This is a genomic window from Novosphingobium sp. AAP1 (assembly GCF_001295765.1).
Classification (GTDB): Bacteria; Pseudomonadota; Alphaproteobacteria; order Sphingomonadales; family Sphingomonadaceae; genus Novosphingobium; species Novosphingobium capsulatum.
The window spans coordinates 56358-80116 of the sequence record NZ_LJHO01000013.1 but is presented as its reverse complement, the minus strand read 5'-3'; the positions used below and the strand labels follow the sequence as shown (position 1 = coordinate 80116).

Sequence of the window (23759 nt, the reverse complement as noted above, 5' to 3'; positions counted from 1 at the left end):
GCAGCCTGATAGGTCGCGCCTGCAATATCGTATCCCGGACACAGGCCGTTGGTGCTAGGCGCCGGCGTGGGCGACCATGCCCGAGCAGCCACCTGGATTATCGCAACGTGTCCTTGTCCATCCAGCCCCGCGTGGCGCCTGCCGCGCATCCGCTGTCCATTCCCGCCTTCGCCATTTCTGGATCGCGCGCATCTGCGCGATGCTCGCGCAGAGCAACCTGGTCGTGGTGCTGGGCTGGGCAGTTTATGATGTGGCGCGTCTGTCGATGGACATGAAAGCGGCTTCGCTGCGGATCGGGCTGATCGGCTTGTCGCAGTTCCTGCCGGTGCTGCTGATCAATCCTTTCGCCGGCCTGGTGGCCGACCGCCACGATCGCCGCCTGGTGGTGCGCCTGGCCTTGCTGGTGCAGATGCTGGCCGTGGGCGTGCTGGTGGCATTGCAGGCCATGGGCCGGGCCGATCTGCCGGTGTTCTACCTGGTGGCAGCTGGGTTTGCCGCCGGCCGTGGTTTCTATGCTCCGGCGATGAATGCGCTGGCCCCGGCGCTGGTGCCGGTAGAAATCCTGCCGCGCGCCATTGCCGTCAGTGCCATCGCTGGCCGGATCGGCGGCATTGTGGGCCCGGTCTTGGGTGGCTTTGCCTATGGCGTGGCGCCGGCATTTGCCTATGGCCTGACGCTGGCCCTGCTTGGCGCGGCGCTGGTGGCGCAAATCGCCATCGGGCCACATGGAGCCAATCGCCCGATGGCTGACGGCAAACCCCTGGCGCATATCCTGGACGGGCTGCGCTATGTGGCGCGCAGCCGCATGCTGCTGGGTGCGATCAGCCTGGATCTGTTTGCCGTGCTGCTGGGCGGGGCAACCGCCATGCTGCCGGTCTATGCGCGCGATATCCTGCATGTGGGGCCGAGCGGGCTTGGCCTGCTGCGCTCAGCCTCGTCGGTGGGGGCGGTGTCGACGGCGCTGTGGCTGTCGTGGTGCCCGGTGGAAAATGGCGTGGGCCCCAAGATGCTGGCGGCCGTGGCGCTGTTCGGAATAGCCTCAGCGGTGTTTGGCATTTCGCGCTGGTTGCCGCTGTCGCTGGCGATGCTGGCCCTGGCCGGTGCCGCCGACATGATTTCGGTCTATGTGCGGCAGACGCTGGTGCAGGTGGTGACGCCCGACGGCATGCGCGGCCGCGTGGGGGCGACATCGGCCTTGTTCATCACTGCGTCCAACGAACTGGGCGAGATGGAAAGCGGCGTTGTCGGCGCGATCCTGGGGCCGGTTGGCTCCGTGGTGTTTGGCGGAGTGAGCGCAGTGGCCATTGCCTTGGCCTGGGGACGGCTGTTTCCCGAACTGAAGCGCGTGCAGCGCTTTGACGAGTTTCTGCCCGAATCATGAGAAAAGCCCCTCGCTGCCTTGTCAGCGAGGGGCTTTTTCCGTTTCAGCCGTGCTTGGTTTCGCGGGTGGATTGCACCATGCCCGGCGCCAGGAAGCCGATGGTCGGGCTCGGCTCCACGGCGCGCTTCTTGAGCTCGCCCTTCATCCGGGCGTATTCCGCTTCCATTTCTTCGGTCACTGTCGCGCGGGAATCGGCCAGTGCATCGGCAAAATCCGCCGCATTGACCGACTGTACGTTGCCGCCGGCGCGGCGGATGGCGTTGAGGCCCGCGCGGCGCACCACGTCTTCGAGATCGGCACCGGTGAACCGCGCGGTCTGGCGGGCGACATCGAGCAGATCTACATCGGCCGCCAGCGGCATGGCGCCGGTGTGGATCTTGAGGATATGCGCGCGCCCTTCCAGGCTGGGCGTGCCGACATAGACCAGTTCATCGAACCGGCCCGGCCGCAGCAGCGCAGGATCGACCAGGTTGGGCCGGTTGGTCGCGCCGATCAGCACGACCGACTGCAGCTCTTCCAGCCCGTCCATCTCGGCCAGGATAGTGTTGACCACGCGCGCCGTGACCTGCGGCTCGCCGACACCCGTGCCGCGCGCCGGAACGAGGCTGTCGATCTCGTCGATGAAGATCACGCACGGCGCGACCTGGCGGGCGCGGGCAAACAGGCGGGCGATCTGCTGCTCGCTTTCGCCAAACCACTTGCTGAGCAAGTCTGACGACTTGATCGCAATAAAGTTGGCTTCGGCTTCCTTGGCGACGGCCTTGGCCAGCAGGGTCTTGCCGGTCCCAGGCGGGCCGTAGAGCAGGAAGCCCTTGGCCGGGCGGATGCCGAGGCGGTGGAACGCCTCGGGCGTCTTGAGCGGCAGCTCGACGCCTTCCTTGAGCTTGGCCTGGGCATCGTCGAGCCCACCGACATCGGACCAGCCGATGGTGGGGGCCTGAACCATGACCTCGCGCATGGCCGAAGGCTGCACGCGCTTGAGCGCCTCGAGGAAATCGTCGCGCACGACGCGTAGGTTGTCGAGCACTTCGGGCGGGATCGTCTGCCGTTCGAAATCGAGACGCGGCATGATGCGGCGCACCGCCTCGATCGCCGCCTCGCGGGCGAGTGCGGCCAAGTCGGCCCCGACGAAGCCGTGCGTAGTGCGGGCGAGTTCGCGCAGGTCGACATCCTCGGACAGCGGCATGCCGCGCGTGTGGATGCCGAGAATCTCGCGGCGGCCAGGTTCATCGGGAACGCCGACGACGATCTCGCGGTCAAAGCGGCCGGGGCGGCGCAGTGCTTCATCCAGCGCGTCAGGCCGGTTGGTGGCGGCGATGACGACAAGGTTGGAGCGGCTGTGCAGCCCGTCCATCAGCGTGAGCAGCTGCGCGACGAGGCGCTTTTCCGCTTCGCCGGAAACCTGGCTGCGCTTGGGCGCGATCGAATCGATCTCGTCGATGAATATGATCGAGGGCGCGTTCTGGGTCGCTTCCTCGAACACTTCGCGCAGGCGCTTTTCGCTTTCACCATAGGCCGAGCCCATGATTTCCGGGCCGTTGATGGTGAAGAAGCTGGCGTCGCTTTCGTTCGCGACAGCGCGGGCCAGGCGGGTCTTGCCGGTGCCTGGCGGGCCATGCAGCAGAACGCCCTTGGGCGGATCGACGCCCAGGCGGGTGAACAGTTCGGGATAGCGCAGCGGCAGTTCGACCATCTCGCGCAACTGGCGGATGGTGTCGCCCATGCCACCGACATCGTCATAGTTGACGTCGGCGCGGCTGCTGCGCGGCTCTTCGTATTCCGCGCGCAGTTCCACCTCGGTGCTCTCGTCGATGTGCACCACGCCCTTGGGCACGGTGGAGACGACGGTGAGGCGGATCTGGGTCAGCGCGAAGGCTGGAGCGTTGAGCATCTGGCGCAACTGGGCAGGCATGTCGCCCCGGTTGACCTGCTGCTGCCCCGCCGTCGCGACCAGATCGCCGGTGAGCAGCGGGCGCCCAGCAAAGTTGCGCTTGAGCGCGGCAGCTGGCCCCTGCAGGCGCAGATCACGCTGCGCCGGGGCAAACACCACGCGCTGTGCCGGGCGGGAATCGATCCGCCGCACTTCGACATGATCGCCCGAGCCGACATCGGCGTTGGCGCGCTGCAGACCGTCGAGCCGGATCAGTTCGAGCCCTTCATCCTCGGGATAGGGCAGCATCACGCGCGCGGCGGTGCTGCGCTTGCCGATGATTTCGATGACGTCGCCTTCGGTTACGCCCAGCGTGCCCATCACGGCACGGCTGATGCGGGCGATGCCGTGGCCGGATTCCTCTTGCCTGGCGCCTGCGACCTGAAGACGGGCGATGCGATTTTCGCCCAAAGTTGCTGCCTCTGCCATTGGCCCTCTTTTCACCCTCGGCGTTGCGCATGTGGCATGGCGCCTCGGGAGGTTTGCGGATCGGGGCAGACCTGCCCCGCTTGCACCCTAGCTAGGATTGCGTGCCACGGTTTTCAAACGCCAGGCCGCAGCTTTCGTTCTCGGGAGTGATCGAGCGCGATGGTGCTGGGGTTTTGGCGGGATAGCAAGCCGGGCGCTGGCGCCGGCACAGACACAGAGCAAAAAAAGGGCCCGGCTGTTGCCAGCCAGGCCTTTGGAAGTTTGGGAGAGGATGCCTGAAAGGCAGGATTTGTATGCCTTGCATCCTTGTTTTGTGCAAATGCGAAAGATGAAATATAAATTGCGTTTTGCGCAACTGCCTGCAGAATGTCAGGCAGGTCGACGAAAGCGCAGGGCAAAGCGATCGGTCTTTCCGCGCAAGGCAGGATCGAAAACGATTGCAGTGTGCGGATCGTCGTTGCGCTGCAATACGCTGCTTTCAGCGTCGAGCACGAAGCCGGCGGCAAGCATGTCTGCCTTGACTTGAGCAGGATCGATGCGGTGCAGCGTATCGGCAACGGTGGCAGGGGCGCCAGCCGGGCCGACGTGATCGACGATCACCACGGTGCCACCGGGACGCAGCGCAGCAAACCAATTGGCCAGCGTGGCGGCCACCGGGCGGGCGGGCGTGGCACTGCCATGCGCCGCCGGCAGATAGAGATCGTGAAATTCGAGGTGGGCGAAAATCGCGTCGAGGCTGCCCGGCGCGAGTGTCATCGCGGAAGGCGGGGTAACGAGCATCAGCACGTTGGCATGCGCCTTGGCCACGGCGTCGAGCGTGCCGGGCTTGAGATAGGCGGGATTGGCCAGGGCATAGACACGGCCCTTGGGGCCGACGACATCGGCGATCAGTTCGGAATAATACCCGCCGCCGGCGCCCCAATCGGCCACGACCTGGCCGGGCTTGAACCCGGCAAAGGCAAGCACTTCGGCCGGCTTGCGGCTTTCATCGAGGGCACGGTTGGCGGCGCTGCGCGCCGGATCGGCCAGGGCCTTGGTGATGGCAGCAGGCGCTGCCGGCGCGGCAGCCGCGTGAGCGCCCGTGGCGGCGAGGGCAATGCCCAGGGCGAGTGAGGCGAGAAAACGGTGGCGGCGCATCGGCATGAACTCCCAAGGTTGGCGGCAGCCCCTGTGCCACCACCTTGGGTGTGATCATGCCAGAGCGGCGCGAACGGGCAAGTGCCCGGCCGCAAACAATGTTTGCCTTAGTGCGCCAGCAACAGCGGCAGGGTGGAATTGTCGAGCATGGCGCGCGACACGCCGCCGAGCAGCAATTCGCGCAGCCGGCTGCGGCCGAACAGGCCCATGACAATCAGCCCCGCACCCAACCGCCGCGCGGTATCGACCAGCGTGGCGGCGATCGGCCCGGCGGCCTGGATTGCATGGGTTTCGGCATGAATGCCGTGGCGCGACAGGTAGGCTGCTGCATCGAGCGCCGGAAGCGCGTCGGGCTTTTCCTCGACCGCCACGATATGGACGGCGCTGGCGCGGGTGAGCAGCGGCAAGGCGGCGCGCATGGCGTGCGCGGCCTCGATCCCGCCATCCCAGGCGATCATGGCCGGGCCGGTGAAATCGACCAGCGGCGCCCCCTTGGGCACGGCGAGCACCGGGCTGCGCACGCCGAGCACAAGTTCCTCCACCAGCGGATCGGCCAGGCTGGTGACGACCACATCGGCAAAGCGGGCGCTGGCATAGGCGGCGGGGATCGGGGCCTGCGCGGTTTCCATCACGTCGAATGGCACGTCTTGCGGGGCCAGGCGCGCATCGACCTTCTCGGCCAGGGCGCGGTCTTCCTCGCGCACCTGGGCGATCACTTCGGCTGTCAGCGCCGCGCCGCCGAAGGGTTCCCACACTGCCATTTCGGCAAAGGGGCTGGCGATCTGTACGCAGACATGGCCGTTGGTGACGCGGGCCAGGGCCAGCGCGGTTTCGAGGCGGTCATCGAGCGTCTTGGCGCCATCGACCGGGCAGAGAATGGAGCGCATGGGGGATCCTCCTTCTTCCAACAATGCCCGCAGTGTGGCACCGGGAAGCCGCAGCGCCATGACCTGAATCAACCGGCGTGGATTTCCTGCGAAAAAGGGGCGCCGGCCATGACCTATACCCTGATCACCGCCAACCGAAACTATTCCAGCTGGTCGTTGCGGCCCTGGCTGCTGATGAAGGGGCTGGGCGTGGCATTTGTCGATCGGATCGAGCCGTTTGCCAAGCCGGTGAACTACGAGGAATTTCGCGCCTTTTCCCCTACCGGGCAGGTGCCGGTGCTGATCGATGGGGAAGCCACGGTGTGGGATTCGCTGGGCATCGCGCTCTATCTTGCCGATCGCCATGGCGGTGTCTGGCCCGAGGCGGGAGCCGCGCGCGCCTTTGCGCAAAGCGCGGTCTGCGAAATGCACGGCGGCTTTGCCGCCTTGCGCAACGATTGCACGATGAACGTGGGTGTGCGGGTGCGCCCGGTGCCGATGCGCGCCGAACTGGTGCGCGACGTGGCCCGCGTGCGCGCATTGTTCGAGGAAGGACTCGATCGTTTCGGCGGCCCGTGGCTGGCCGGGGCGGCGTTCAGCGTGGTGGACGCGTTCTTTGCCCCGGTGGCGTTCCGCATCCGCACCTATGGCCTGGACGTGGGGCGCGGGCAGGTCTGGGTGGACCATATCCTGGCCCACCCGGCGATGCTGGATTGGGAACGGCAGGCCCTGGCCGAAACCTGGCGCGAGGAAAGCCACGAGGCCGAGCTGGCGCAGGCCGGCATGATCGTGGCGGATTATCGCCAGGGCTGAGCCTGCGACACGCAGTTCTTGATCGCCCAGGCCTGTGATGAAAGGATCGCCAACGTGAACGGCATGGGGGCCGGGTGAAGGGGGCGATGATGCGGCGGCGATGGTGGCTTGGCGCGGGTATGGTGGCTCTGGCTCTGGCGGGCGGCGTGGCGGGCGCGCAGCCGGCCGCGCGGACGCCATCTGCAGCACAGGTGGCAGAAGACCATTCCGGGCTGACGCGTGAGCGGTTTCGGCGCAATTGCCTGATGTGCCACAACCGCGCCGCGCCCGAGGGGATCGCGCCCGAGATCATGGCCGGGCTCTATCCCGAACCGGGCAAGGCCCCGCGCGACATGATGCCTGGGCTGGTCTGCTGGCGGCGGTGCACGGCGTGTCGCCTGCCCGATGCCAAGGCCAGCGCCAGCCGGCCGAGCCAGCCGGCGCAGCGCCCAGGCGCTTAGGGCTCTTCGCGCTTTTCCATGCGGGCCCACAGGCCTTCGGTGCCGGCCTCGGTGGCCTTGTTCACGTATTGCGAGGCGACCAGCCAGCCCTTGAACGGGCGCAGCGAGCCAAGGCAGCCAACCGCCAGGATCGGCACCGAGGTGAGCAGGTGTACCCACCAGGGCGGGCTGAACGCCACTTCGAGCCAGACCGCGAAGAAGGTGAGGGGAAAGGCGGTGAGGCACAGGGCGAAGAACGCCGGCCCATCGTCTGCCCGGGCAAAGCCGAGGTCGAGATCACACGCCGGGCAGCGCTGTGCCAGCTTGAGCCAGCCATCGAACATGCTGGCCTTGCCGCAGCGCGGGCACAGCCCTTTCCACCCGCAACGCAAGATCCAGCGGAATTTCGGATTATCCAGCAGCGCCATTGCCCGTGTCTCCCTTGGCTTGATGCCTAGGACTGTGGCGACGGCGCTGCAACCAGTGAGTGGGTAGGCAATCAGTGTGCAACCAGAGTGACGCGATCCTCTGACGGAACCTGGCGCACAGGGACGGCGGCGATCCACGCCTGCAGCGCGTCAAGATCGGTCATGCCGGTTACCGCGTCGGGCTTGTCGGCCAGGTCGGTGAAGGTATCGCCGCCCAGCGCGAGGAAGTTGTTGACCGTTACGCGGTAGGTGGCGGCAGGCGCGACCGGCTTTCCGTTGACCGTCAGGCCCACCACGCGCGCGCCGACGGGGCGGGCCAGGTCGATGGCAAAGCGCACGTTGCCCGATACGGCCAAGCCCTGCTTTGGCCCTTGTTCATCCAGGCCCTGCTCCAGTACCGCCTTGAGCTGCGCACCGGTGAGCGTTTCGGTGACGAGCGTGTTGCCGAAGGGCTGGACGCGGTAGATATCGCCGAACGTCACCGTGCCATCGGCCGCCGGCACCAGGCTGGTGCGGATGCCGAAGGGGTTCATCAGGGCGAGTTGCGCACCCGCACCCCGCGTTGCCGCCAGCTGCGAATCCGCGATGAGATTGCCCAGCGTGCCCCCGGTGGTCACCGCGCCGTTCTCGCCGCGCTGGGCCGGGCCGGACAGGTGGCCCACCGGCTTGGCGGCATAGACCTTGGCCGCATCGACATAGCGCTGGACGTAGCCGGCGACATCGGGGCGCGGGGCAAAGACCGGGAAGCGATCATCGTGGCTCACCAGCCGCGTGGCGGACTGATAGGGATCGGACTGGACAATGACGTTGTGCGCCTGGACCGCCGTGACCGTGTGCTTGGCAGGATCGATCTGCAGGGCAATGTCGGTGACCATTTCGCCATAGAGGCCCGCGCTGGTCAGCAGCAGCGGATGCGCGGCGCCGGGCGCCGGCATCTGGCAGATATAGGCGGCATGGGTGTGGCCCGAAATGACAAGGTCCACGCCCGGGTTCAGCCGCTTGATGATGTCGAGGATCGCGCCCGACATGCCGTTGCAGCCCTGCGGATCGGGGCTGCCCTGCTGCTTGCCGCCTTCGTGGATCAGCACGACGATAGCATCGGCGCCGGCGGCCTTGAGCCGGGGCACCTGGGCATTGATCGTGGCGGCTTCGTCTTCGAACGTCAGCCCGGCGATACCGGCGGGATTGACCAGCGTGGGCGTGGTGCGCGTGGTCAGGCCGATCACGCCCACGGTCACTTTGTCTACGCCGCTGCCAAACGTCTTGAGGCCGGTGGCCGGGAACAGGGTGTGCCCATCCTTGTCCACCGTACTGGCGGCGAGATAGCGGAAGCTGGCGCCGGGAAAGCGTTCGAGCTGGCACGGCTTGTGCGCGGTGAACTGGGTGCAGCCGCCATTCTGCATGCGCAGCAGTTCATCACGGCCGCGGTCGAATTCGTGGTTGCCGACGGCGTTGAAATCCACCCCGATGCGATTCATCACCCCGATCGACGGCTCGTCGAGATAAAGCGAGGAGGCCACCTGGCTGGCGCTGATCATGTCACCAGCCGACAGCGTGAGATGGTTGGGATAGCGATTGCGCACGCTGTCGACCGCGCTGGCCAGCCACGCCGCGCCGCCGGCGGGAACCTGGGCGGTGCCGCCATGGTCATCGGGCACCAGCACCGATTGGTGCGGCGGTTCGAGCTGGCCGTGAAAATCGTTGAACGCGGCAATGCCGACGGTGACCAGGTGCGGGGCGGGCGCAGCGGCCGGAGCCTGCACCACGCGGGTTGGCTGGCCGGCACAGGCCGCCAGGGCCAGGAACGAGGAGAGGATCGTGCCACGCAGGGTAATGCGCGGAAACAAAGGGAAAAGCGGCTTGGTCAAGGCGGCGGCTTTCAGCAACGGGAGATGCCCGCCCATAGCCGCTTGCCATTACAACGGGAAGGCGCCTGGTTTCACCTGCACCAATTTCCGCGCCGGCCCTGCCAGTGTTCGGCCAGGCCCTCTGCCTCGAGCCGGGCACCCAGGCTTTGCCCCTTGCGCACCACCACGCGCAGCGCGCGGCCGTAGCGATCGACCGGCCGCCCCTGGGTAACCAGGGAGAAATGCCCGGCATTGAGCAGTTGCGTCAGCCGCTCGGTAGCCTTTGCGCCCAGGTCCGCTTCTTCAGCGCAGCCGGGGTGGCTGATTTCCGGGGCGTTGATATCGGCAATGCGGATCTTGGTGCCCTGATACCAGAACGTGTCGCCATCGACGACGCAGGTTACCCGGCGGTCGCTGCCGCAGGCGGCAAAATGGCCGGCCTCTTCGTCCACGCGGGGCATCGCCGCTTCGGGCGGCATGGCAAAGGGCGTGGGCGAGGCCAGGGCCAGTGGACCGCCGCCGAGCAGGACCAGAATGGCGGAAAGGGCGGTGGCACGGCGTGTGGGAGGGCGTTTCATGGGGGGAGCATGACCCGTTTGTTGTGCCGTAACGAAGCGCAAATACTACTTAAAGTACGAGTGCTTAGCGAAGTTACGGAGCCTTGATTTGTGCGCCGCAACAGGGCGCCAGGCCGCGTTAACACAATTGCTCCAAAATGGAAGAATGTTGAGGCTGCGCCCTGCGAGCTCTTGGCCAGCCGCACAATTGGTGCGGACGGGTTGCGCTGCGCGGCTCAGCTGGCGCTGCGATGGGGGCGATGTGGGAAAAGGTACTCCGCGCGTCCGTTGGCGACGGGCAATGGGGTGCGCTTGGGGAACGCGCGGAGCCTTATGGTTGTCCCTTGCAGTAGACGCGGCGGCAATTCGCACCCGCGCTTAGGACGAGTGCGTAGGCTTGCCGCGATCAGCGCGGGCGGCGCAGCACGATATAGACGGCGCCGGCGCCACCGTGACGGGGCTGGGCCGGGCGCACCGCGGCGATGCGATCGGCATAGGGGCTGGCCGCCAGCCAATCGAGCAACTTGGCGCGAATCGCCCCGCGCCGTTCACCGCGCAGGTCATGATCGCCATGGGGGCGTGGCTTGCCGGTCACCAGCAGGATGACCCGCGCGCCGATCGCCAGGGCCTGCGCCAGGCTGGCGAGCAGGCGGCCGTGCGCCAGGTCGAGGTTGAGGCCGTGGAGATCGATCGAGACATCGGGCGAAATCGTGCCACGCGCCAGCTTGCGGTCCCAACTGGCGTCGAGCCCTTGGCCATTGGCGTGGAGCGGACGCGCGGGCTGCGCCGGTGCCGGTGGAGCGGGGCGCGGCGGTGGCACGCGGCCCTTGAGCTTGCGCGGCGGTGGGCTGGCTGGCTCGTTCGCGGCGGGCAGGGCTGCGACAGGCGTTGGCGCCGCCGCACGGCGTGCCGGAGGATGCAGCGGAGTGACGGTATCGGCCACCTTGCGCCACAACACGAGTTCATCGGCACTCAGGCCGCGCGGACCGCGCCTCATCGGCCGAGCCGGGCCAGTGTGCCCTTGGGCAGCAGGACCAGGGCCTGGCCATGTGCGCTCATGCCGCCGGCGGTTAGGCGGGCATCGGCGCCCGCACCCCAGAAGCTGTCGAAGCGGTTGGGGCCCTTGATGGCGCCGCCGGTATCCTGCGCCACCCACAACCCGCTGACCTGTGGGCGATCAACCTGGAGCCAGACGGGGGCGCCCAGCGGCACGAACGCCGGATCGGCCGCCACGGTGGTGCGCGGGCTGACCGGCACGCCCATCGCTCCGATCGCGCCGGGCTGGGTGTTTTCGCGGAAGAACACGTAGCTGCGGTTCTGCCGCATCAGCGCGTCGCCTTCCACCGGGTGATCGTGGATATAGCGCAGTATGCCCTGCATCGATCCGGGATACTGGCCCGGGCCGGTGCCAATCAGGCCCTGCTGCGCCATGACCGTGCCGATGCCGGTGTAGTCCCAGCCGTTGATGGCGCCATAGCCCAGGCGGATGACGCTGCCATCGGGCGCGCGCAGCCGGCCAGACCCTTGCACCTGCAGGAAGAACAGCTCTGCCGGATCGGCCGCCCAGGCGATTTCCAGGCCCTTGCCGGCAAGGGCGCCGTCCTCGATCTGGCTGCGATCGAAATAAGGCACGAACTGCCCGGTTTCGTCATAGCGGCCAAGTGGCTGGCGCCCATCGGGCAGTGGCGGGGCATCGCCCGGCCGGGCGCGCACGAGATCGGCCGGCACGCCATAGACCGGCACATCGAAGCCGGGCTGGTGCGTGCGCACACCAGCGATCTCGGGCTCGTAATAGCCGGTGACGAAAGTACCACCATCGCCGACGCGGGCGGTTTCGAAGTAGCCGTCGAAAAAGGCGGCGGCATTGTCGCGCGGCCAAGTGCGCGCGGCCGCGCAGGCGAGGGCCCAATCGGTTGGCTGGGTCAGGCCGCTGCTGTCGCTGCGCCGGGTCAGGCCAGGGCATGAGGTGATGAACGCGTTGAGCGCCGCACCGGCATTGCCCGGGGCAAGGCCCAGCGCGGACGGTGCCGGCCCGCGCGCCAAGCCGGCGCTGACCGCCGTGGCGAGCGGCGCAGCGGCAGTGCCCGAGGGCGTGCGCGGTGGACCAGGCTGGCGCCCTGGCGGCGTCGCAGTGGGAACGCAGGCGGCCAGCAGCGAAAGGGCCAGTGCAAGACCGGCCCTTTGCGCAAGCGAAATTCGGGAGAGGGGGCGACCGGCGCAGGCCACGGGATCAGTGCCCAAGCCGGTCAGCCCACGTATGCCTTAGGCTTCATCGGTTTCGTCGAGCAGCCAATCGGGATCACGCGAGGTAAGATCGCGCGAGAACGTCCACAGGTCGCGGCTTTCGATCGCATCGTTGAGCGAACCGGCAACGACCTGCCCTTGGGCATTGCGCGTGACGGTGGCGATATCGGCGATGAAGCGCACGGTGACTCGCGCCGTGGAGCCGGCGAGTTCGGCGCCGACGATGCGGGCTTCCTCGATGCGGATGAGGCGCGCGTCGAGCGTTTCACCAGCAGCTTCGCGGGCGTCGAGCGCGTCGGCAAAGCCGGCAAAGACATCGCCATCGCACAGCGCCTTGAGTTCCGAGCGATTCCCACGCCAGAACGCCTCTAGCACCATGCCATAGGCGCTCTTGGCGCCAGCCATGAACAGGCCCACGTCAAACCGGCGATCGGCCGCGATGATGGCGCGGATGCCCGGTTCGGCATCGGCATCGAAATCGCGCGTCTCGGGCACCGGGGGCGCCAGGCGGTTGGCCGGCGTTGCCATGGCTTCGGGCAGGCGCGGCGCCATCGGGCGGGCAGCGCCTTGCGGATCGGGTTGTTCGATGCGGCGGCGGACGGGCTCCTCGTTCTGTTCGGGGCGACGGCCCAGAACCGAATAGAGCCTCAGGCCCAGGAAGGCCGCGATCATGGCCACAATGACGATCTCAACAATCACACGCACATGTCCCGCAAAGGTAGCCTTGGAATGCCGATCCACGTTTTGCGCAGCGCGGCCGGCCACCGGTTGATCGTGCATCAAATAGGTACGAATTACAAATGAACAACGCGTGGACGGCACAATGGCGGATTCCCGCGTTGTGACGTTGCCCACCGACGAAGTCGCCCGGATTGCGCCCGTGCGCTGCCTGATCGCTGCAATCGCGCAGGCGCGCAGTTGGTTCCCGTCCTTTGGTGCAATGACCGCTGGCAGAGGGTGACTGGCGTGCCAGACGCAGTCTGTTGCCGGGCGTTGCGCACAATGCTAGGCGCCGGGCACGTTTACCCGGCGCGTTCCCTGCGCCCCATCCGAACGAAAGCATGCGACCATGGCCGACGAAGGCAACATCATCAGCAATCTCTCCCTCGATGGCGCCGAAGGCGTGGTTTCAAACGGCGAAGACAACTCGCCGGCGATCGGGCTGATTTCCCAGTATATCAAGGATCTCTCTGTCGAGAATCCCAATGCGCCGGAAAGCTATCAGTGGACCGAGGCGCCCGAAATCCATGTCGATTTCAACATCGCCGCCCGCGCCCTGGCGCCCGAAGTTCACGAGATCGAACTCAAGATCAACGTGACGTCGAAGGGTGCGCAGGGCACCGCCTTCATCATCGAACTGGCCTATGGCGCGCTGATCGGCATGCGCAACGTGACCGACGAACAGGCCCACCCGTTCCTGTTCGCCGAAGGCCCGCGCCTGGTCTTCCCGTTTGCCCGCCGCATCGTGGCCGATGCCGTGCGCGACGCCGGCTACCCGCCGCTGCTGCTCGATCCGATCGACTTCAACGGCCTCTACATGGCGCAACTGGCCCAGGCCCAGGCCACGGCGACCGCCGAACCGGCCGGCCACGCCTGATTCGCTGATCGCCCGAGTCGCACCGGTCGCCTGAAGGACACCGCATGAACCTCCTGAAGGCGACCGGCACGATCGGCGGGCTTACCCTGGCCAGCCGCGTGCTTGGCCTGGTGCGCGACAGCCTGTTTGCCCGCTTTGTCGGCGCAGGCTTTGCCTCTGACGCGTTCCTTATTGCGTTTCGCCTGCCCAATCTGTTTCGGGCGCTGTTTGCCGAAGGGGCATTCTCCTCGGCGTTCATCCCGATGTTCAACAAGAAGGTGGGCGATCCTGCCGGCCAAGGGCTGCCTGATGGGCTGCGCTTTGCCGAAGAAGCGCTGGCGGTTCTGCTGCCGGTTCTGATCTTGATGACCGTGGCACTGGAAGTGCTGGCATGGCCGGTCACGCTGCTGCTGTCTGGCGGGTTCAACGGCGTTTCGTCCGAACAGTTCGCCTTTGCCGTGTCGCTCTCGCGGCTGACGATTCCCTATCTCATGCTGATCAGCCTGGTTTCGCTGCTGGGCGGGATTCTCAATTCGCTGCACAAGTTCTGGGTCAACGCGGCCGCGCCGATCCTGCTCAACATCACGCAGATCGTGGCGCTGTTCGGGTTCCACAATAGCGATCCGCTACTGACCGCGCGCAACCAGGCGATTGCAGTGTCGGTTTCGGGCGCATTGCAACTCGCCTGGCTCTACTGGTCGTGCCGGCAAAATGGGATCAGCCTGCGTTTGCGCCGACCGCGTCTGAACCCTGACGTGAAGGCCTTCCTCGCGCTGATCTGGCCGGCTGCAGCCGGGGCCGGGGCGGTGCAGATCAACCTGGTCATTTCCACCGCGCTGGCGGCCAAGCTGCTGGCGCATGGCAGCGTGACCTATATCTACATGGCCGATCGGCTGAACCAGTTGCCACTCGGGCTGATCGGCATTGGCCTGGGCACGGTCCTGTTGCCGACGATCTCGCGCCAGCTCGGCGCGGGCGAGGATGCGGCGGCGCAGGAAACCCAGAACCGCGGCATGGAACTGGCCCTGCTGCTGACGCTGCCGGCGACCATGGCGCTGGTGCTGTGCGGCGAACCGATCGCCGCCGCGCTGTTCGGCTATGGCCGCTATACCGCCGCCGACACCCATTTCACCGCGCAGGCCTTGGCCGCCTTCTCGATCGGCCTGCCCAGCTATATCCTGGTCAAAGTGCTGACCCCGGGCTTCTATGCGCGGCACGACACCAAGACGCCGGTGCGCTATGCCACGATCTCGATGGTGGTGAACCTGGTGGGCAACCTGGTGCTGATCGTGCCGTTGCAGCACATGGGGCCACCGCTGGCCACCGCGATCGCCTCGACCGTCAATGTCGGCATGCTGTATCATACGCTGCGCAAGCGGGGGCATTTCACCCCGGATGCGCAACTGCGCCGGCGCGCGCCGCGTCTGGCGCTGGCCGCCCTGGCCATGGGGCTGGTGCTGTGGGCCGGGCAGGGCGTGCTGATGCCGTATGTGCATGGCACCTGGGCCTTGCGCATCGGCGCGCTGGCCGTGCTGGTCATGGCCGGCATGGTCGTCTATGGCCTCGCCACCCTCGTCCTGGGGGCGTTCACGCGCGAAGACCTCGCGCTGCTCACCCGCCGCCGCCGCGCGGCACCCGCCAACAAATCGTAAGGCAAGACGTTCCATGCGTATCGTTTCCGGCATTCAGCCCACCGGCAATCTTCACCTCGGCAACTACCTGGGTGCGATCCGCAACTGGGTGGCGATGCAGGACGAATGGACCGCCAAGGGCGCGACCTGCCTCTATTTCCTGGCCGATCTGCACGCCATTTCCATGCCGCACGAACCGGCCCAGCTGGGTGCCAACACGCGCGAAATGGTGGCGGCCCTGGTATCGTGCGGGATCGATCCGGATCGCTCGATCCTGTTCAACCAGGCGCAGGTGCCGGCCCATGCTGAGCTGCAATGGCTGCTCAATGGCACGGCGCGGATGGGCTGGCTCAACCGCATGACGCAGTGGAAGGACAAGGCGGGCAAGAACCGCGAAGGTGCCTCGGTGGCGCTGTTCACCTATCCCGTGCTCCAGGCGGCTGACGTGCTGCTGTATCAGGCCACGCACGTGCCGGTGGGCGACGACCAGAAGCAGCACCTGGAACTGGCGCGCGACATCGCGCAGAAGTTCAACAACGACTTCGCCAGCGAAGACGCGCCCGTCTTCACGCTGCCCGATCCGATCATCCCGCCCGAAGCGGCGCGGATCATGAGCCTGCGCGATGGCACGGCCAAGATGAGCAAGTCCGATCCTTCGGACATGAGCCGGATCAACCTGGTCGATGATGCCGACACCATCATGCAGAAGGTGAAGAAGGCCAAGACCGATCCCGAGCCGCTGCCGAGCGAGGCGGCCGGGCTGGAAGGCCGGGCCGAGGCGCGCAACCTGGTGGGCATCTATGCCGCGATGGCCGGCACCGATGTGGCGGGCGTTCTGGCGCAGTTTGGCGGCCAGGGCTTTGGCCAGTTCAAGCCGGCGCTGGGCGAACTGCTGGTGAGCAAGCTGGCGCCGATGGCCGAGCGCTATCGCACGCTGCGCGAAGACCGCGCCGCGCTCGACGCGATCCTGGCGCGCGGCGCAAAAAAGGCGCGCAGCCTGGCGGTGCCGACGCTCGACGCGGCTTATGCCGCGCTGGGGCTGGTGCGCTGAACCACCAAGCGGCCCCGGGGCTGGCAGATGAACAGGGCGCTCCTTTGACGAGGGGCGCCCTTTCGTTCATCTCCCTGGATTTCGGAGCATTTCACCGTCCTGTGCGTTATTATTCAAGCTCCATTCAGCCCCTCGCAGGCATCATTTCGTCGTGCTAACACACGACCGGCGCCGGGGATTGGGGACACCGGTGCGCATAAGGAGTCGATAGTAATGACCAAGATGCTTCGGGCCGGCAAACTTGCCTTGCTGGCTGCTCCCCTTCTTCTGGCCTTGTCGGGTTGCGCCACCAATTTCGACGCCAAGGTTTCCCGCTTCCAGCGCGAACTGCCGGCCCCTGCCGGGCAGACCTTTGCCGTGGTGGCGGAAGATCCGCGTGACCAGGGCGGTCTCGAATTCTCGCAGTACGCCAGCCTGGTGGCCGCCAAGATGGCCAGCCTGGGCTATGTCCCGGGTGATCCGCAGACCTCTGACCTGGTGGTCAAGTTCGGCTATGGCGTGGACCAGGGCCGCGAGCATGTACGCTCGACCGGCGCCTATGACCCGTTCTGGGGTCCGTGGTATGGCCCCGGCTTCTATGGCCGCCCCTATGGCGGTTTCTGGGGCCGGCGCGGCTGGGGCTATGGATGGTATGATCCGCTGTGGGGCCCGGGCTTTGGCGGCGTCGACGTGGTCACCGTCTACACCAGCGGCATCGACATGAAGATCGAGCGCCGCAGCGACGGCAAGCGCTTGTTCGAGGGCAAGGCCCAGGCGGCCTCCTCTTCCAACCGCCTGCCCTATCTGGTGCCGAACCTGGTGGATGCGATGTTCACCGATTTCCCCGGTCACAACGGGGAAACCGTGCGCATCTCGGTGGCGCCCGAAAAGAAGAAGTAAGGCGTGATCGCCGGCTGGCGTAACTGGCCGGTGTGATGCCCAACGAAGACCCCGTGCCGGCAAAGGCGCGGGGTTTTTGCTTATGCGGCGTCGGGGCGTTCCTGCCGGTTCAGTGCACCGGCGGATCGACCGGCGGAATGGCGGCGATCGGCGCGACGGGTTCGCCCGGCTCGCGCGGGGGGAGGGCGTTTTCGGGGACGTCTTCGATCTGCATGGCGGGGGTGGGCACCGCTTCGAGGTTGCGGACGGTCACCTCGATATCGCCGTTGCGCAGGACGAGATCGTTGAAGCTGGGCGGGGTGGAGCGGGTGCGCAGCGAGAGCGTGCCCGCCCCGATCATGCGCACTGGGCCATGCGGGGTGGGCCGGATCAGGTCGAACGCATCGTGGACATGGCCCGAGAGCACCGCCATCACCTGGCGGCGGGCAAGTTCGGCCAGGGCCTTGTTCCCATTGCGGGTCAGCGCCTTGCCGCGCGTGCCGGCCTCGACCAGCGGGTGGTGGCACGCCACGATCGCCCGCGTGCCGGCCGGCAGTGCATCGATGCGCGCCAGGCAATCGGCCAGGGCATGGTTGCCAACGTGGCCCTTGGACCAGTTGAAGCGCCATTGCGCCCGTGCCGTGGTCTTGAGCGGGACGATCGCCACGCCGGGCAGGTTGAGCGGCCGTTCCAGCACGTGTTCGATGGCGCGAAAGCGGCGGTAGGGATCAAAGAACCGCTCGATCGGATTGAAATAGGGCAGGTCGTGGTTGCCCACTTCGACTGTCACGGGCACGTCGAGCGCGCGAATCCATTGGCAGGCCGCGGCAAATTCGCGGTGCCGGGCGCGCATCGTCAGGTCGCCGGTAATGGCCACGGCGTCGGGCCGTTCCTGCGCCACGCAATCGACCAGCCAGGCCAAGGCCCGCGGGTCTTCCAGGCCGAAGTGGATATCGCTGATATGAAAGATGCGCGTCATGCCGGGCGGGTTCCTTGGGGCTGCCGGCCGGCTTTTCCCGCGCGGCGCTGCCCGGTCAAGAGGCGGCGGCCGCGCTGGCGAGGAATTCGACCGGCAGAGTAACGCAGCGGAAGGTTTCGCGCTGCGCGCCATCGCGGCGTTCGCCATCGATCATCAGCGCGATAGGTTCGTCACTGGCACAGGCCACCGCTTCGGCCTGGCCCAGTTCTTCATGCGGCCCCTGGCGGAAATCGCGCTTGACCAGCATCGACACGCCATGGGCGGCGAGATCGGCCCAATCCTGCGCGTCATAGCCATCGAGCGTGAGCGTGCCATCATCGGCATCCATGCGCACGGCGCGATAGCCTTCGGGTTTGCCCAAAGCGGGGTCCTCCACGCGCACGGCAGCGCCGCCGGCAGTGCTGCGCACCGCTTCGCCCAGGGCGCTGGCGATGCTCGACAGGTCCATGTCGCGCACGCCCTCGCGCACATCAGCCCAGGTGGCGCCGGGGCCGGCAAGAACTTCGACCAGGGCATGGCCGGCCGATGTTTCGACCGCGTGGCGGCGCATCGCATGGAGTTCACCCCGGCCCAGCCGCGCCGCGATCGTGGGGGCATCGACATCGCCATGCAGGGACTTGGCCAGGAGATTCTGCGTGCCGCCCGGCAGGATCAGTACTCGCCCCGACCAGCCGTGCAGACGCGCAACCTGGGCATTGACCGTGCCATCGCCGGTGAAGATTGCCAGCGTGGCGACATTGGCCGCCTCCAGCGTGGCGCGGGTGGGCAGATCGTCGGCCGGGATACGTAGCACGCGCGAGGGCGCGTGGCCGCCTTCGGCCAAGGCAGCGGTGAGTGCGGCAACGGCAGCTTCGGAATTGCTGCCGCTCGCCGGATTGACGATAAGCCAGAGCGGAATGGTGGTCATGAGCAAAGGGTCCTCCCCCCGGCCAATGCGCCGGGCACCGCGCGGTTCCCCGCCATGGCCTTATGGTCAGACCCGGCCCGACAAGATCATCCAGGCGGAAAAGCCGTTCATCATGCTGTAGAGGCCATAGCCGATCGCGCCCCAGGCCCAGCCCTGCGCGGCGAGCAGCATGCCCGCCACCAGCATGAGGAACTCGATCAGCAGCGAAAAGCGCTGGTTCATTGTCTTGAGCAGCGGCGGCATCTGGCGCAGCAGCGGATGGTTGCTGGCCATCACCGCGCGGTTGAGCGCGAAGTTGACGATGCCCAGGACAAAGATGACGGCCACTGCCATTGCGCCACGATAGTGCGCCTTTCTTGCCGCGGGGCAAAGGCTTTGCTGCGCAGTGACACGCAGGTTCAGACGAATCGAGCCGGCATTGCCGTCCGCCGGCCCGCGCGGTCAAGGCGTTGGTCGGCCCAAGGGCGGAACGGTCGTGTCGTTGGCCGGTGCTGCATGGCGGTTCGTCGGGGACGAGCGGCGCTGGTCGGGATGGGGCCGTGCCTGGTCGAGCAGGGCGCGCCGGGGCGGCAGGACTGGGTTAAACCACTGACATACCGCAAGACAGACAGCCCAACGGGCCAACAGACGCCCTGCGGGATGCCACAGAAACCCGACTGATCCATTCGATCCGCGCTTTTGTTCCACCACACAAAAGGAATCGACCCATGTTTGCCACCACCACTGCCTTCCGCCCCGCCTTCCGCCCCCTCGCTCTCTCGCTTGCCGCGCTGGGCGTCCTATCGCTGGGCAGCATGCCTGCCGCCGCGCAGACCACCGCCGCCGTATCGGCCGAGTCGAACGCCGACATGGGCATGACCGTGACTCGCGTGCCGGTGAAGCTGTCCGACCTTAACCTGATGACCGTGCAGGGCCGCGCCGTGGCCGATCGTCGGGTGCGCGCCGCTGCGCGGCAGGCCTGCGGCATCGGTATCGGCAAGGTCACGCTCGACCAGGCGCAGGACCAGCGCAACTGCTTCAGCGTGGCGACGCGCCAGGGCAAGGTTCAGGTTGCGCTGGCCCGCGAGCAGGTTCTGGCCGCACGCTGAGCAGTTCGCCGCATTCATGAATTTGCGCGAACGAAACCGTTTTGGCTCCATTCATCAAACAACGTCCAGACAAGAGCTTGCCGCACGCGCAGTCCCCCGTGCGGTTGGCGGGGCAGGGTCGCCGTTTCCACCGGCGATCCTGCCCCGAATACTGTCAGGCCCGTTCCTTGGACTTTGCGGCCGGCGCTTGTTCCCCACGATCATGATCGGCGTTTTCGGCCGGTGCCGGCGCATCGATTTCTTCCCGCGGGCGCCAGGCAAGATCTGCCGGGCCAAGCGGGCGGCCATCATGCGCGCGCAGCACGATCGGCGCGATCGGCTGGCCATCGCGGGCATCACACAGCACCGGGTTGCAGGAAATGCCCGCGCCCCACTTTTCCCCCCACTGGCGCAGCGCCAGCATCGCCGGCAACAGGTCAAAGCCCTTGGGCGTCAACCGATATTCCACGCGCCGGCGATCGTCGCAGCAGGGAATGCGGGCGAGAATGCCATGATCGACCAGCCGCGACAGGCGGTTGGACAGGATGTTGCGGGCAATGCCCAGTTGCGAGAGAAATTCCTCGAAATGCGAGATGCCGGTGAATGCGGCACGCAGGATCATGAAGGACCAGCGCTCGCCCATCACCTCCAACGCCACGGGGAGGCTGCACTGGGCAATATCGGCCAGAGGCTCTTGCAATTTTTCCATCACGCATCGGTCATAGCGCATAATGTGGCGGAATTTAAGCGACGTGCGACAGGAAGTGGCACAAGGCGACAGAGGACGCCCCAGAACGCGCGCCATCCGGTTGTTCCGCCCGCGCCTGCACCCCATATTGCGCGGCAAAGGAGATCCCATCCATGACCGACAAGTTGAACCTGACCGAGGCGGAATGGCGCGAACGCCTGAGCCCGGAGCAGTATCACGTCCTGCGCCAGGCCGGGACCGAGCGCGCGTTCACCGGCAAGTACGACAAGAACAAGGCGCGCGGCGACTATACCTGCGCAGGCTGCGGGCAACCGCTGTTCACCTCTGCCACCAAGTTTGACAGCGGCTGCGGTTGGCCCAGCTTTACTCACCCGGTTGACGAAACCTCGGTTGAAGAACTGCGCGACACCTCGCACGGGATGATTCGCACCGAGGTGCGCTGCGCCCGCTGCGAAGGGCATCTGGGCCATGTGTTTCCCGATGGCCCGGCGCCCACCGGGCTGCGCTATTGCATGAACTCTGCCGCGCTCGACTTCACGCCGGAAGAATGATGCGTTAGGGAGCGAGCCGAGGCGCCGGGTTGCCTGTTTCATTAACCCTGCGTTACGGATCGCCCGTGCAAGGGCGGCCCTTGGCTCGCAATCACGGCGCGCTCCTGCGCCTTCGAGGAAACCGGTAACCACTAATGGCCAGACGGGACGTTCCGCGCCGCGGACAAGACGGCGATGACCCCGCGCAGCGCAGCCGCGCACCTTCCATGATCGGACGATGGCTGCGCCGCCTGCTGGTGTGGGGCACGGGCCTGGCGCTGCTGGTCGCGCTGGGGATTACCGGCGCGGTGCTGGTCACCGCCCGTTCGCTGCCCAGCTATGACAAGCTCAAGTCCAGCCAGGCCGGCCAGATGATCGTGGTGCGGGCCAACGACGGTTCGGAAATCGTCACGCTCGGGCCCAGCTACGGCAAGTGGATTCCCTATAATCGCATCCCCCAGCCGATGAAGGATGCGCTGGTTTCGGTGGAAGACCGCCGGTTCCGCGAACACTGGGGCGTGGACCCGGTGGGCATCGTGCGCTCGCTGATGGTGCGCGCGCAAAGCGGGCACTGGCGCCAGGGCGGCTCTACCATCACGCAGCAGTTGGCGCGCAATATCTTCCTCAACAACAGCCGCACGTTCGACCGCAAGATTCGCGAGGCGATCCTGTCGCTGGCCCTGGAAAGCAAGTTTTCCAAGGACCAGATTCTCGAACTCTATCTCAACAAGGTCTATTTCGGCGGCGGCGCCTATGGCGTCGATTCGGCCGCGCGCAAGTTCTTCGGCCATTCGGGCGAGCAGCTTTCGCTGGGCGAGGCGGCGATCATCGCTGGCCTGGTCAAGGCGCCATCGCACTATTCCCCGACGGCAGACGCCCAGGCCGCGGTCGATCGCGCCAAGGTGGTGCTGGAAACCATGGTCGATGCCGGCACGCTGACTCCGGCCCAGGCGGGCGCAGTCGATCTCAAGGCCGTGCATCTCGCGGCCGAGCAGGGCCAGAATTCGGCCCGCTATTTCACCGATTGGGTGCTGCCGCAGCTTGACGTGCTGGTGCCCGATAATGACCAGCCGATCGAAGTGTGGACCACGCTCGATCCTGTGGCGCAGCGCGCCGCCACCGATGCCATCAGCTCGCAAGTGCCCAAGGGCGCGCAGGGCGCGATGGTCAGCGTCGACCGCGATGGCGCGGTCCTGGCGATGGTGGGCGGCACTGACTATGTTACCTCGAACTACAACCGTGCCACCAATGCCGTGCGCCAGCCCGGTTCGGCGTGGAAGCTGTTCGTTTATCTCGCGGCGCTGGAGCGGGGCTATCGCCCTGAAGACCGCGTGGTGGACGAGCCGGTGACGATCGACGGATGGAGCCCGCGCAATTCGGGCGGCAGCTATGCCGGCCAGATCGACGTGCGCACCGCCTTTGCCTATTCCAAGAACACCGTGGCGGCGCAGCTGGGCAACGAAGTGGGCTTCAGCGCCGTGGCCAACATGGCCCGCCGCTTTGGCATCACCACGCCGATCAACACGATGCCTTCGATGGTGCTGGGCACCAGCGACGTGCGCGTGATCGACATGGTGCGCGCCTTCGCCTCGGTCGAGGCGAAGGGCCGGCTGGTGACGCCCTATGGCATCCGCAAGGTGACCACCACCGACGGCGAAGTGCTCTACAGCCACCGTCCCGATGCGCAGCAGCAGCTGGTGCCCGATTACGTGGCGGCAGAGATCACCGATCTGTTGCAGACAGCGGTGAACATCGGCACGGGCCGCGCGGCGCAGATCGGCCGCCCCGTGGCCGGCAAGACCGGCACCACCAGTTCCAACAAGGATGGCTGGTTCCTGGGCTTTTCCAGTGGGATCACCACGGGCGTGTGGATGGGCCGCGACGATGCCCATCCCGTTCCCGGCCTGCAGGGTGGCACTGCCCCGGCGCGCGCCTTTGCTGCCTATATGCGCGTGGCCACGGCCAAGCGCCCGGTCGAGCAGTTCGACAACCAGCTCAAGCTGCCCGAATGGCAGCTGGAGCCCGATGACGAGGCGATGCTCAACAACCCCAACGACTATTACTATACCGACGAGAACGGCAACACCGTCAACGGCCAGCAGGGCGATGGGCTGGAAGGCGGCCAGAGCGGCGCTCCCAACGGCGGGCCGCAGGGCCGCACGCCCGACGATGCGATTCCGGTGGACCAGGATGGCCTGGGCACCGGTCCGGCAGCGCCGGCGCGCCAGGGCCCGCGCAATGCGCCAGCGGCGGCAAGTGACGATCTGCTCGATCGCGCCACTGGCCGCACCCGCCAGACGCCCAGGCCAGCCCAGCCGGCAGTGCCCCGGCCGCCGGCCACCAAGCCGCCGCCAGACCGTCGGGCGCAGGATTGGCAGGGCTATTGAAACCTGTGACAGC

The 23759-nt window shown here is 66.8% G+C and carries 23 protein-coding genes; 10 read left to right on the top strand and 13 right to left on the bottom strand.

Annotation, left to right across the window (positions count from 1 at the left end; genetic code table 11):
* Window positions 1–199: 199 nt before the first annotated feature.
* Complete coding sequence (locus IP65_RS17675; protein ID WP_231627771.1) at window positions 200–1381, top strand: MFS transporter; 1182 nt, start codon at window positions 200–202, stop codon at window positions 1379–1381.
* Between the two features lie 43 nt (window positions 1382–1424).
* Here IP65_RS17675 and IP65_RS17670 read toward each other — a convergent pair whose 3' ends face one another.
* From IP65_RS17670 to IP65_RS17660, 3 genes are all read right to left on the bottom strand, one after another.
* Window positions 1425–3740, bottom strand: coding sequence for a CDC48 family AAA ATPase (locus IP65_RS17670; RefSeq protein WP_054132489.1), 2316 nt, complete (start codon window positions 3738–3740; stop codon window positions 1425–1427).
* 369 nt (window positions 3741–4109) lie between these two features.
* The gene (locus tag IP65_RS17665) at window positions 4110–4877 is read right to left on the bottom strand and encodes a class I SAM-dependent methyltransferase (protein ID WP_054132488.1); all 768 of its coding nucleotides are present in this window, start codon (window positions 4875–4877) and stop codon (window positions 4110–4112) included.
* A gap of 107 nt (window positions 4878–4984) precedes the next feature.
* On the bottom strand, window positions 4985–5764 hold the full coding sequence (locus IP65_RS17660) for a universal stress protein (protein ID WP_054132487.1): 780 nt from the start codon (window positions 5762–5764) through the stop codon (window positions 4985–4987).
* A gap of 108 nt (window positions 5765–5872) precedes the next feature.
* Between IP65_RS17660 and IP65_RS17655 the strand changes: the two genes are divergently transcribed.
* A complete protein-coding gene (locus IP65_RS17655) occupies window positions 5873–6556 on the top strand; it encodes a glutathione S-transferase family protein (protein WP_054132486.1) in 684 nt (227 codons plus the stop codon).
* 119 nt (window positions 6557–6675) lie between these two features.
* On the top strand, window positions 6676–6996 hold the full coding sequence (locus IP65_RS17650; protein WP_054132485.1) for a hypothetical protein: 321 nt from the start codon (window positions 6676–6678) through the stop codon (window positions 6994–6996).
* Here the strand turns inward: IP65_RS17650 and IP65_RS17645 are convergent.
* The 6 genes from IP65_RS17645 to IP65_RS17620 form a co-directional block, all read right to left on the bottom strand.
* On the bottom strand, window positions 6993–7403 hold the full coding sequence (locus IP65_RS17645) for a DUF983 domain-containing protein (RefSeq protein WP_054132484.1): 411 nt from the start codon (window positions 7401–7403) through the stop codon (window positions 6993–6995). The genes IP65_RS17650 and IP65_RS17645 overlap by 4 nt on opposite strands.
* Before the next feature lie 71 nt (window positions 7404–7474).
* Window positions 7475–9271 (bottom strand): bifunctional UDP-sugar hydrolase/5'-nucleotidase, encoded by a 1797-nt coding sequence (locus IP65_RS17640; protein WP_231627770.1) that lies wholly within the window; start codon window positions 9269–9271, stop codon window positions 7475–7477.
* A 71-nt stretch (window positions 9272–9342) separates the two neighbouring features.
* Window positions 9343–9828, bottom strand: a complete 486-nt coding sequence (locus tag IP65_RS17635) for a thermonuclease family protein (RefSeq protein ID WP_054132483.1) — start codon at window positions 9826–9828, stop codon at window positions 9343–9345.
* A gap of 385 nt (window positions 9829–10213) precedes the next feature.
* A complete protein-coding gene (locus IP65_RS17630; RefSeq protein WP_054132482.1) occupies window positions 10214–10804 on the bottom strand; it encodes a Smr/MutS family protein in 591 nt (196 codons plus the stop codon).
* On the bottom strand, window positions 10801–12003 hold the full coding sequence (locus IP65_RS17625; protein ID WP_054132496.1) for a murein transglycosylase A: 1203 nt from the start codon (window positions 12001–12003) through the stop codon (window positions 10801–10803). The genes IP65_RS17630 and IP65_RS17625 overlap by 4 nt, the downstream gene beginning before the upstream one ends.
* 66 nt (window positions 12004–12069) lie before the next feature.
* Window positions 12070–12750 (bottom strand): Tim44/TimA family putative adaptor protein, encoded by a 681-nt coding sequence (locus IP65_RS17620; RefSeq protein ID WP_028657766.1) that lies wholly within the window; start codon window positions 12748–12750, stop codon window positions 12070–12072.
* A 370-nt stretch (window positions 12751–13120) separates the two neighbouring features.
* On the opposite strand from IP65_RS17620, the gene secB reads away from it, so the two are divergent.
* From secB to IP65_RS17600, 4 genes are all read left to right on the top strand, one after another.
* Window positions 13121–13648, top strand: coding sequence for a protein-export chaperone SecB (gene secB, locus IP65_RS17615; RefSeq protein ID WP_022675928.1), 528 nt, complete (start codon window positions 13121–13123; stop codon window positions 13646–13648).
* A gap of 44 nt (window positions 13649–13692) precedes the next feature.
* Window positions 13693–15279, top strand: a complete 1587-nt coding sequence (gene murJ / locus IP65_RS17610; protein ID WP_054132481.1) for a murein biosynthesis integral membrane protein MurJ — start codon at window positions 13693–13695, stop codon at window positions 15277–15279.
* Window positions 15280–15292: 13 nt separating this feature from the next.
* Complete coding sequence (gene trpS, locus IP65_RS17605) at window positions 15293–16309, top strand: tryptophan--tRNA ligase (protein WP_054132480.1); 1017 nt, start codon at window positions 15293–15295, stop codon at window positions 16307–16309.
* 213 nt (window positions 16310–16522) lie between these two features.
* Window positions 16523–17188, top strand: coding sequence for a DUF4136 domain-containing protein (locus IP65_RS17600; RefSeq protein ID WP_054132479.1), 666 nt, complete (start codon window positions 16523–16525; stop codon window positions 17186–17188).
* 109 nt (window positions 17189–17297) lie between these two features.
* Here IP65_RS17600 and IP65_RS17595 read toward each other — a convergent pair whose 3' ends face one another.
* The 3 genes from IP65_RS17595 to IP65_RS17585 all read right to left on the bottom strand — a co-directional run bounded on the left by IP65_RS17595 (window position 17298) and on the right by IP65_RS17585 (window position 19386).
* Window positions 17298–18146 (bottom strand): metallophosphoesterase, encoded by an 849-nt coding sequence (locus IP65_RS17595; RefSeq protein WP_054132478.1) that lies wholly within the window; start codon window positions 18144–18146, stop codon window positions 17298–17300.
* A 55-nt stretch (window positions 18147–18201) separates the two neighbouring features.
* On the bottom strand, window positions 18202–19053 hold the full coding sequence (locus tag IP65_RS17590; protein WP_054132477.1) for a diacylglycerol kinase family protein: 852 nt from the start codon (window positions 19051–19053) through the stop codon (window positions 18202–18204).
* 66 nt (window positions 19054–19119) lie between these two features.
* Window positions 19120–19386 carry a hypothetical protein gene (locus IP65_RS17585; protein ID WP_022675922.1) on the bottom strand — a complete coding sequence of 89 codons (267 nt, stop codon included), beginning with the start codon at window positions 19384–19386 and terminating at the stop codon, window positions 19120–19122.
* A 374-nt stretch (window positions 19387–19760) separates the two neighbouring features.
* Between IP65_RS17585 and IP65_RS17580 the strand changes: the two genes are divergently transcribed.
* Window positions 19761–20141 carry a UrcA family protein gene (locus IP65_RS17580; RefSeq protein ID WP_054132476.1) on the top strand — a complete coding sequence of 127 codons (381 nt, stop codon included), beginning with the start codon at window positions 19761–19763 and terminating at the stop codon, window positions 20139–20141.
* Window positions 20142–20295: 154 nt separating this feature from the next.
* On the opposite strand, the gene IP65_RS17575 is transcribed toward IP65_RS17580, so the two are convergent.
* On the bottom strand, window positions 20296–20829 hold the full coding sequence (locus IP65_RS17575; protein ID WP_082350228.1) for a helix-turn-helix domain-containing protein: 534 nt from the start codon (window positions 20827–20829) through the stop codon (window positions 20296–20298).
* A 152-nt stretch (window positions 20830–20981) separates the two neighbouring features.
* On the opposite strand from IP65_RS17575, the gene msrB reads away from it, so the two are divergent.
* Entirely contained in the window at window positions 20982–21380 is a 399-nt protein-coding gene (gene msrB, locus IP65_RS17570) for a peptide-methionine (R)-S-oxide reductase MsrB (RefSeq protein ID WP_054132475.1), read from the top strand.
* A 206-nt stretch (window positions 21381–21586) separates the two neighbouring features.
* Window positions 21587–23746: a transglycosylase domain-containing protein gene (locus IP65_RS17565; protein WP_231627769.1), complete on the top strand. Its 2160-nt coding sequence runs from the start codon at window positions 21587–21589 to the stop codon at window positions 23744–23746.
* The last annotated feature ends 13 nt before the right edge of the window (window positions 23747–23759 follow it).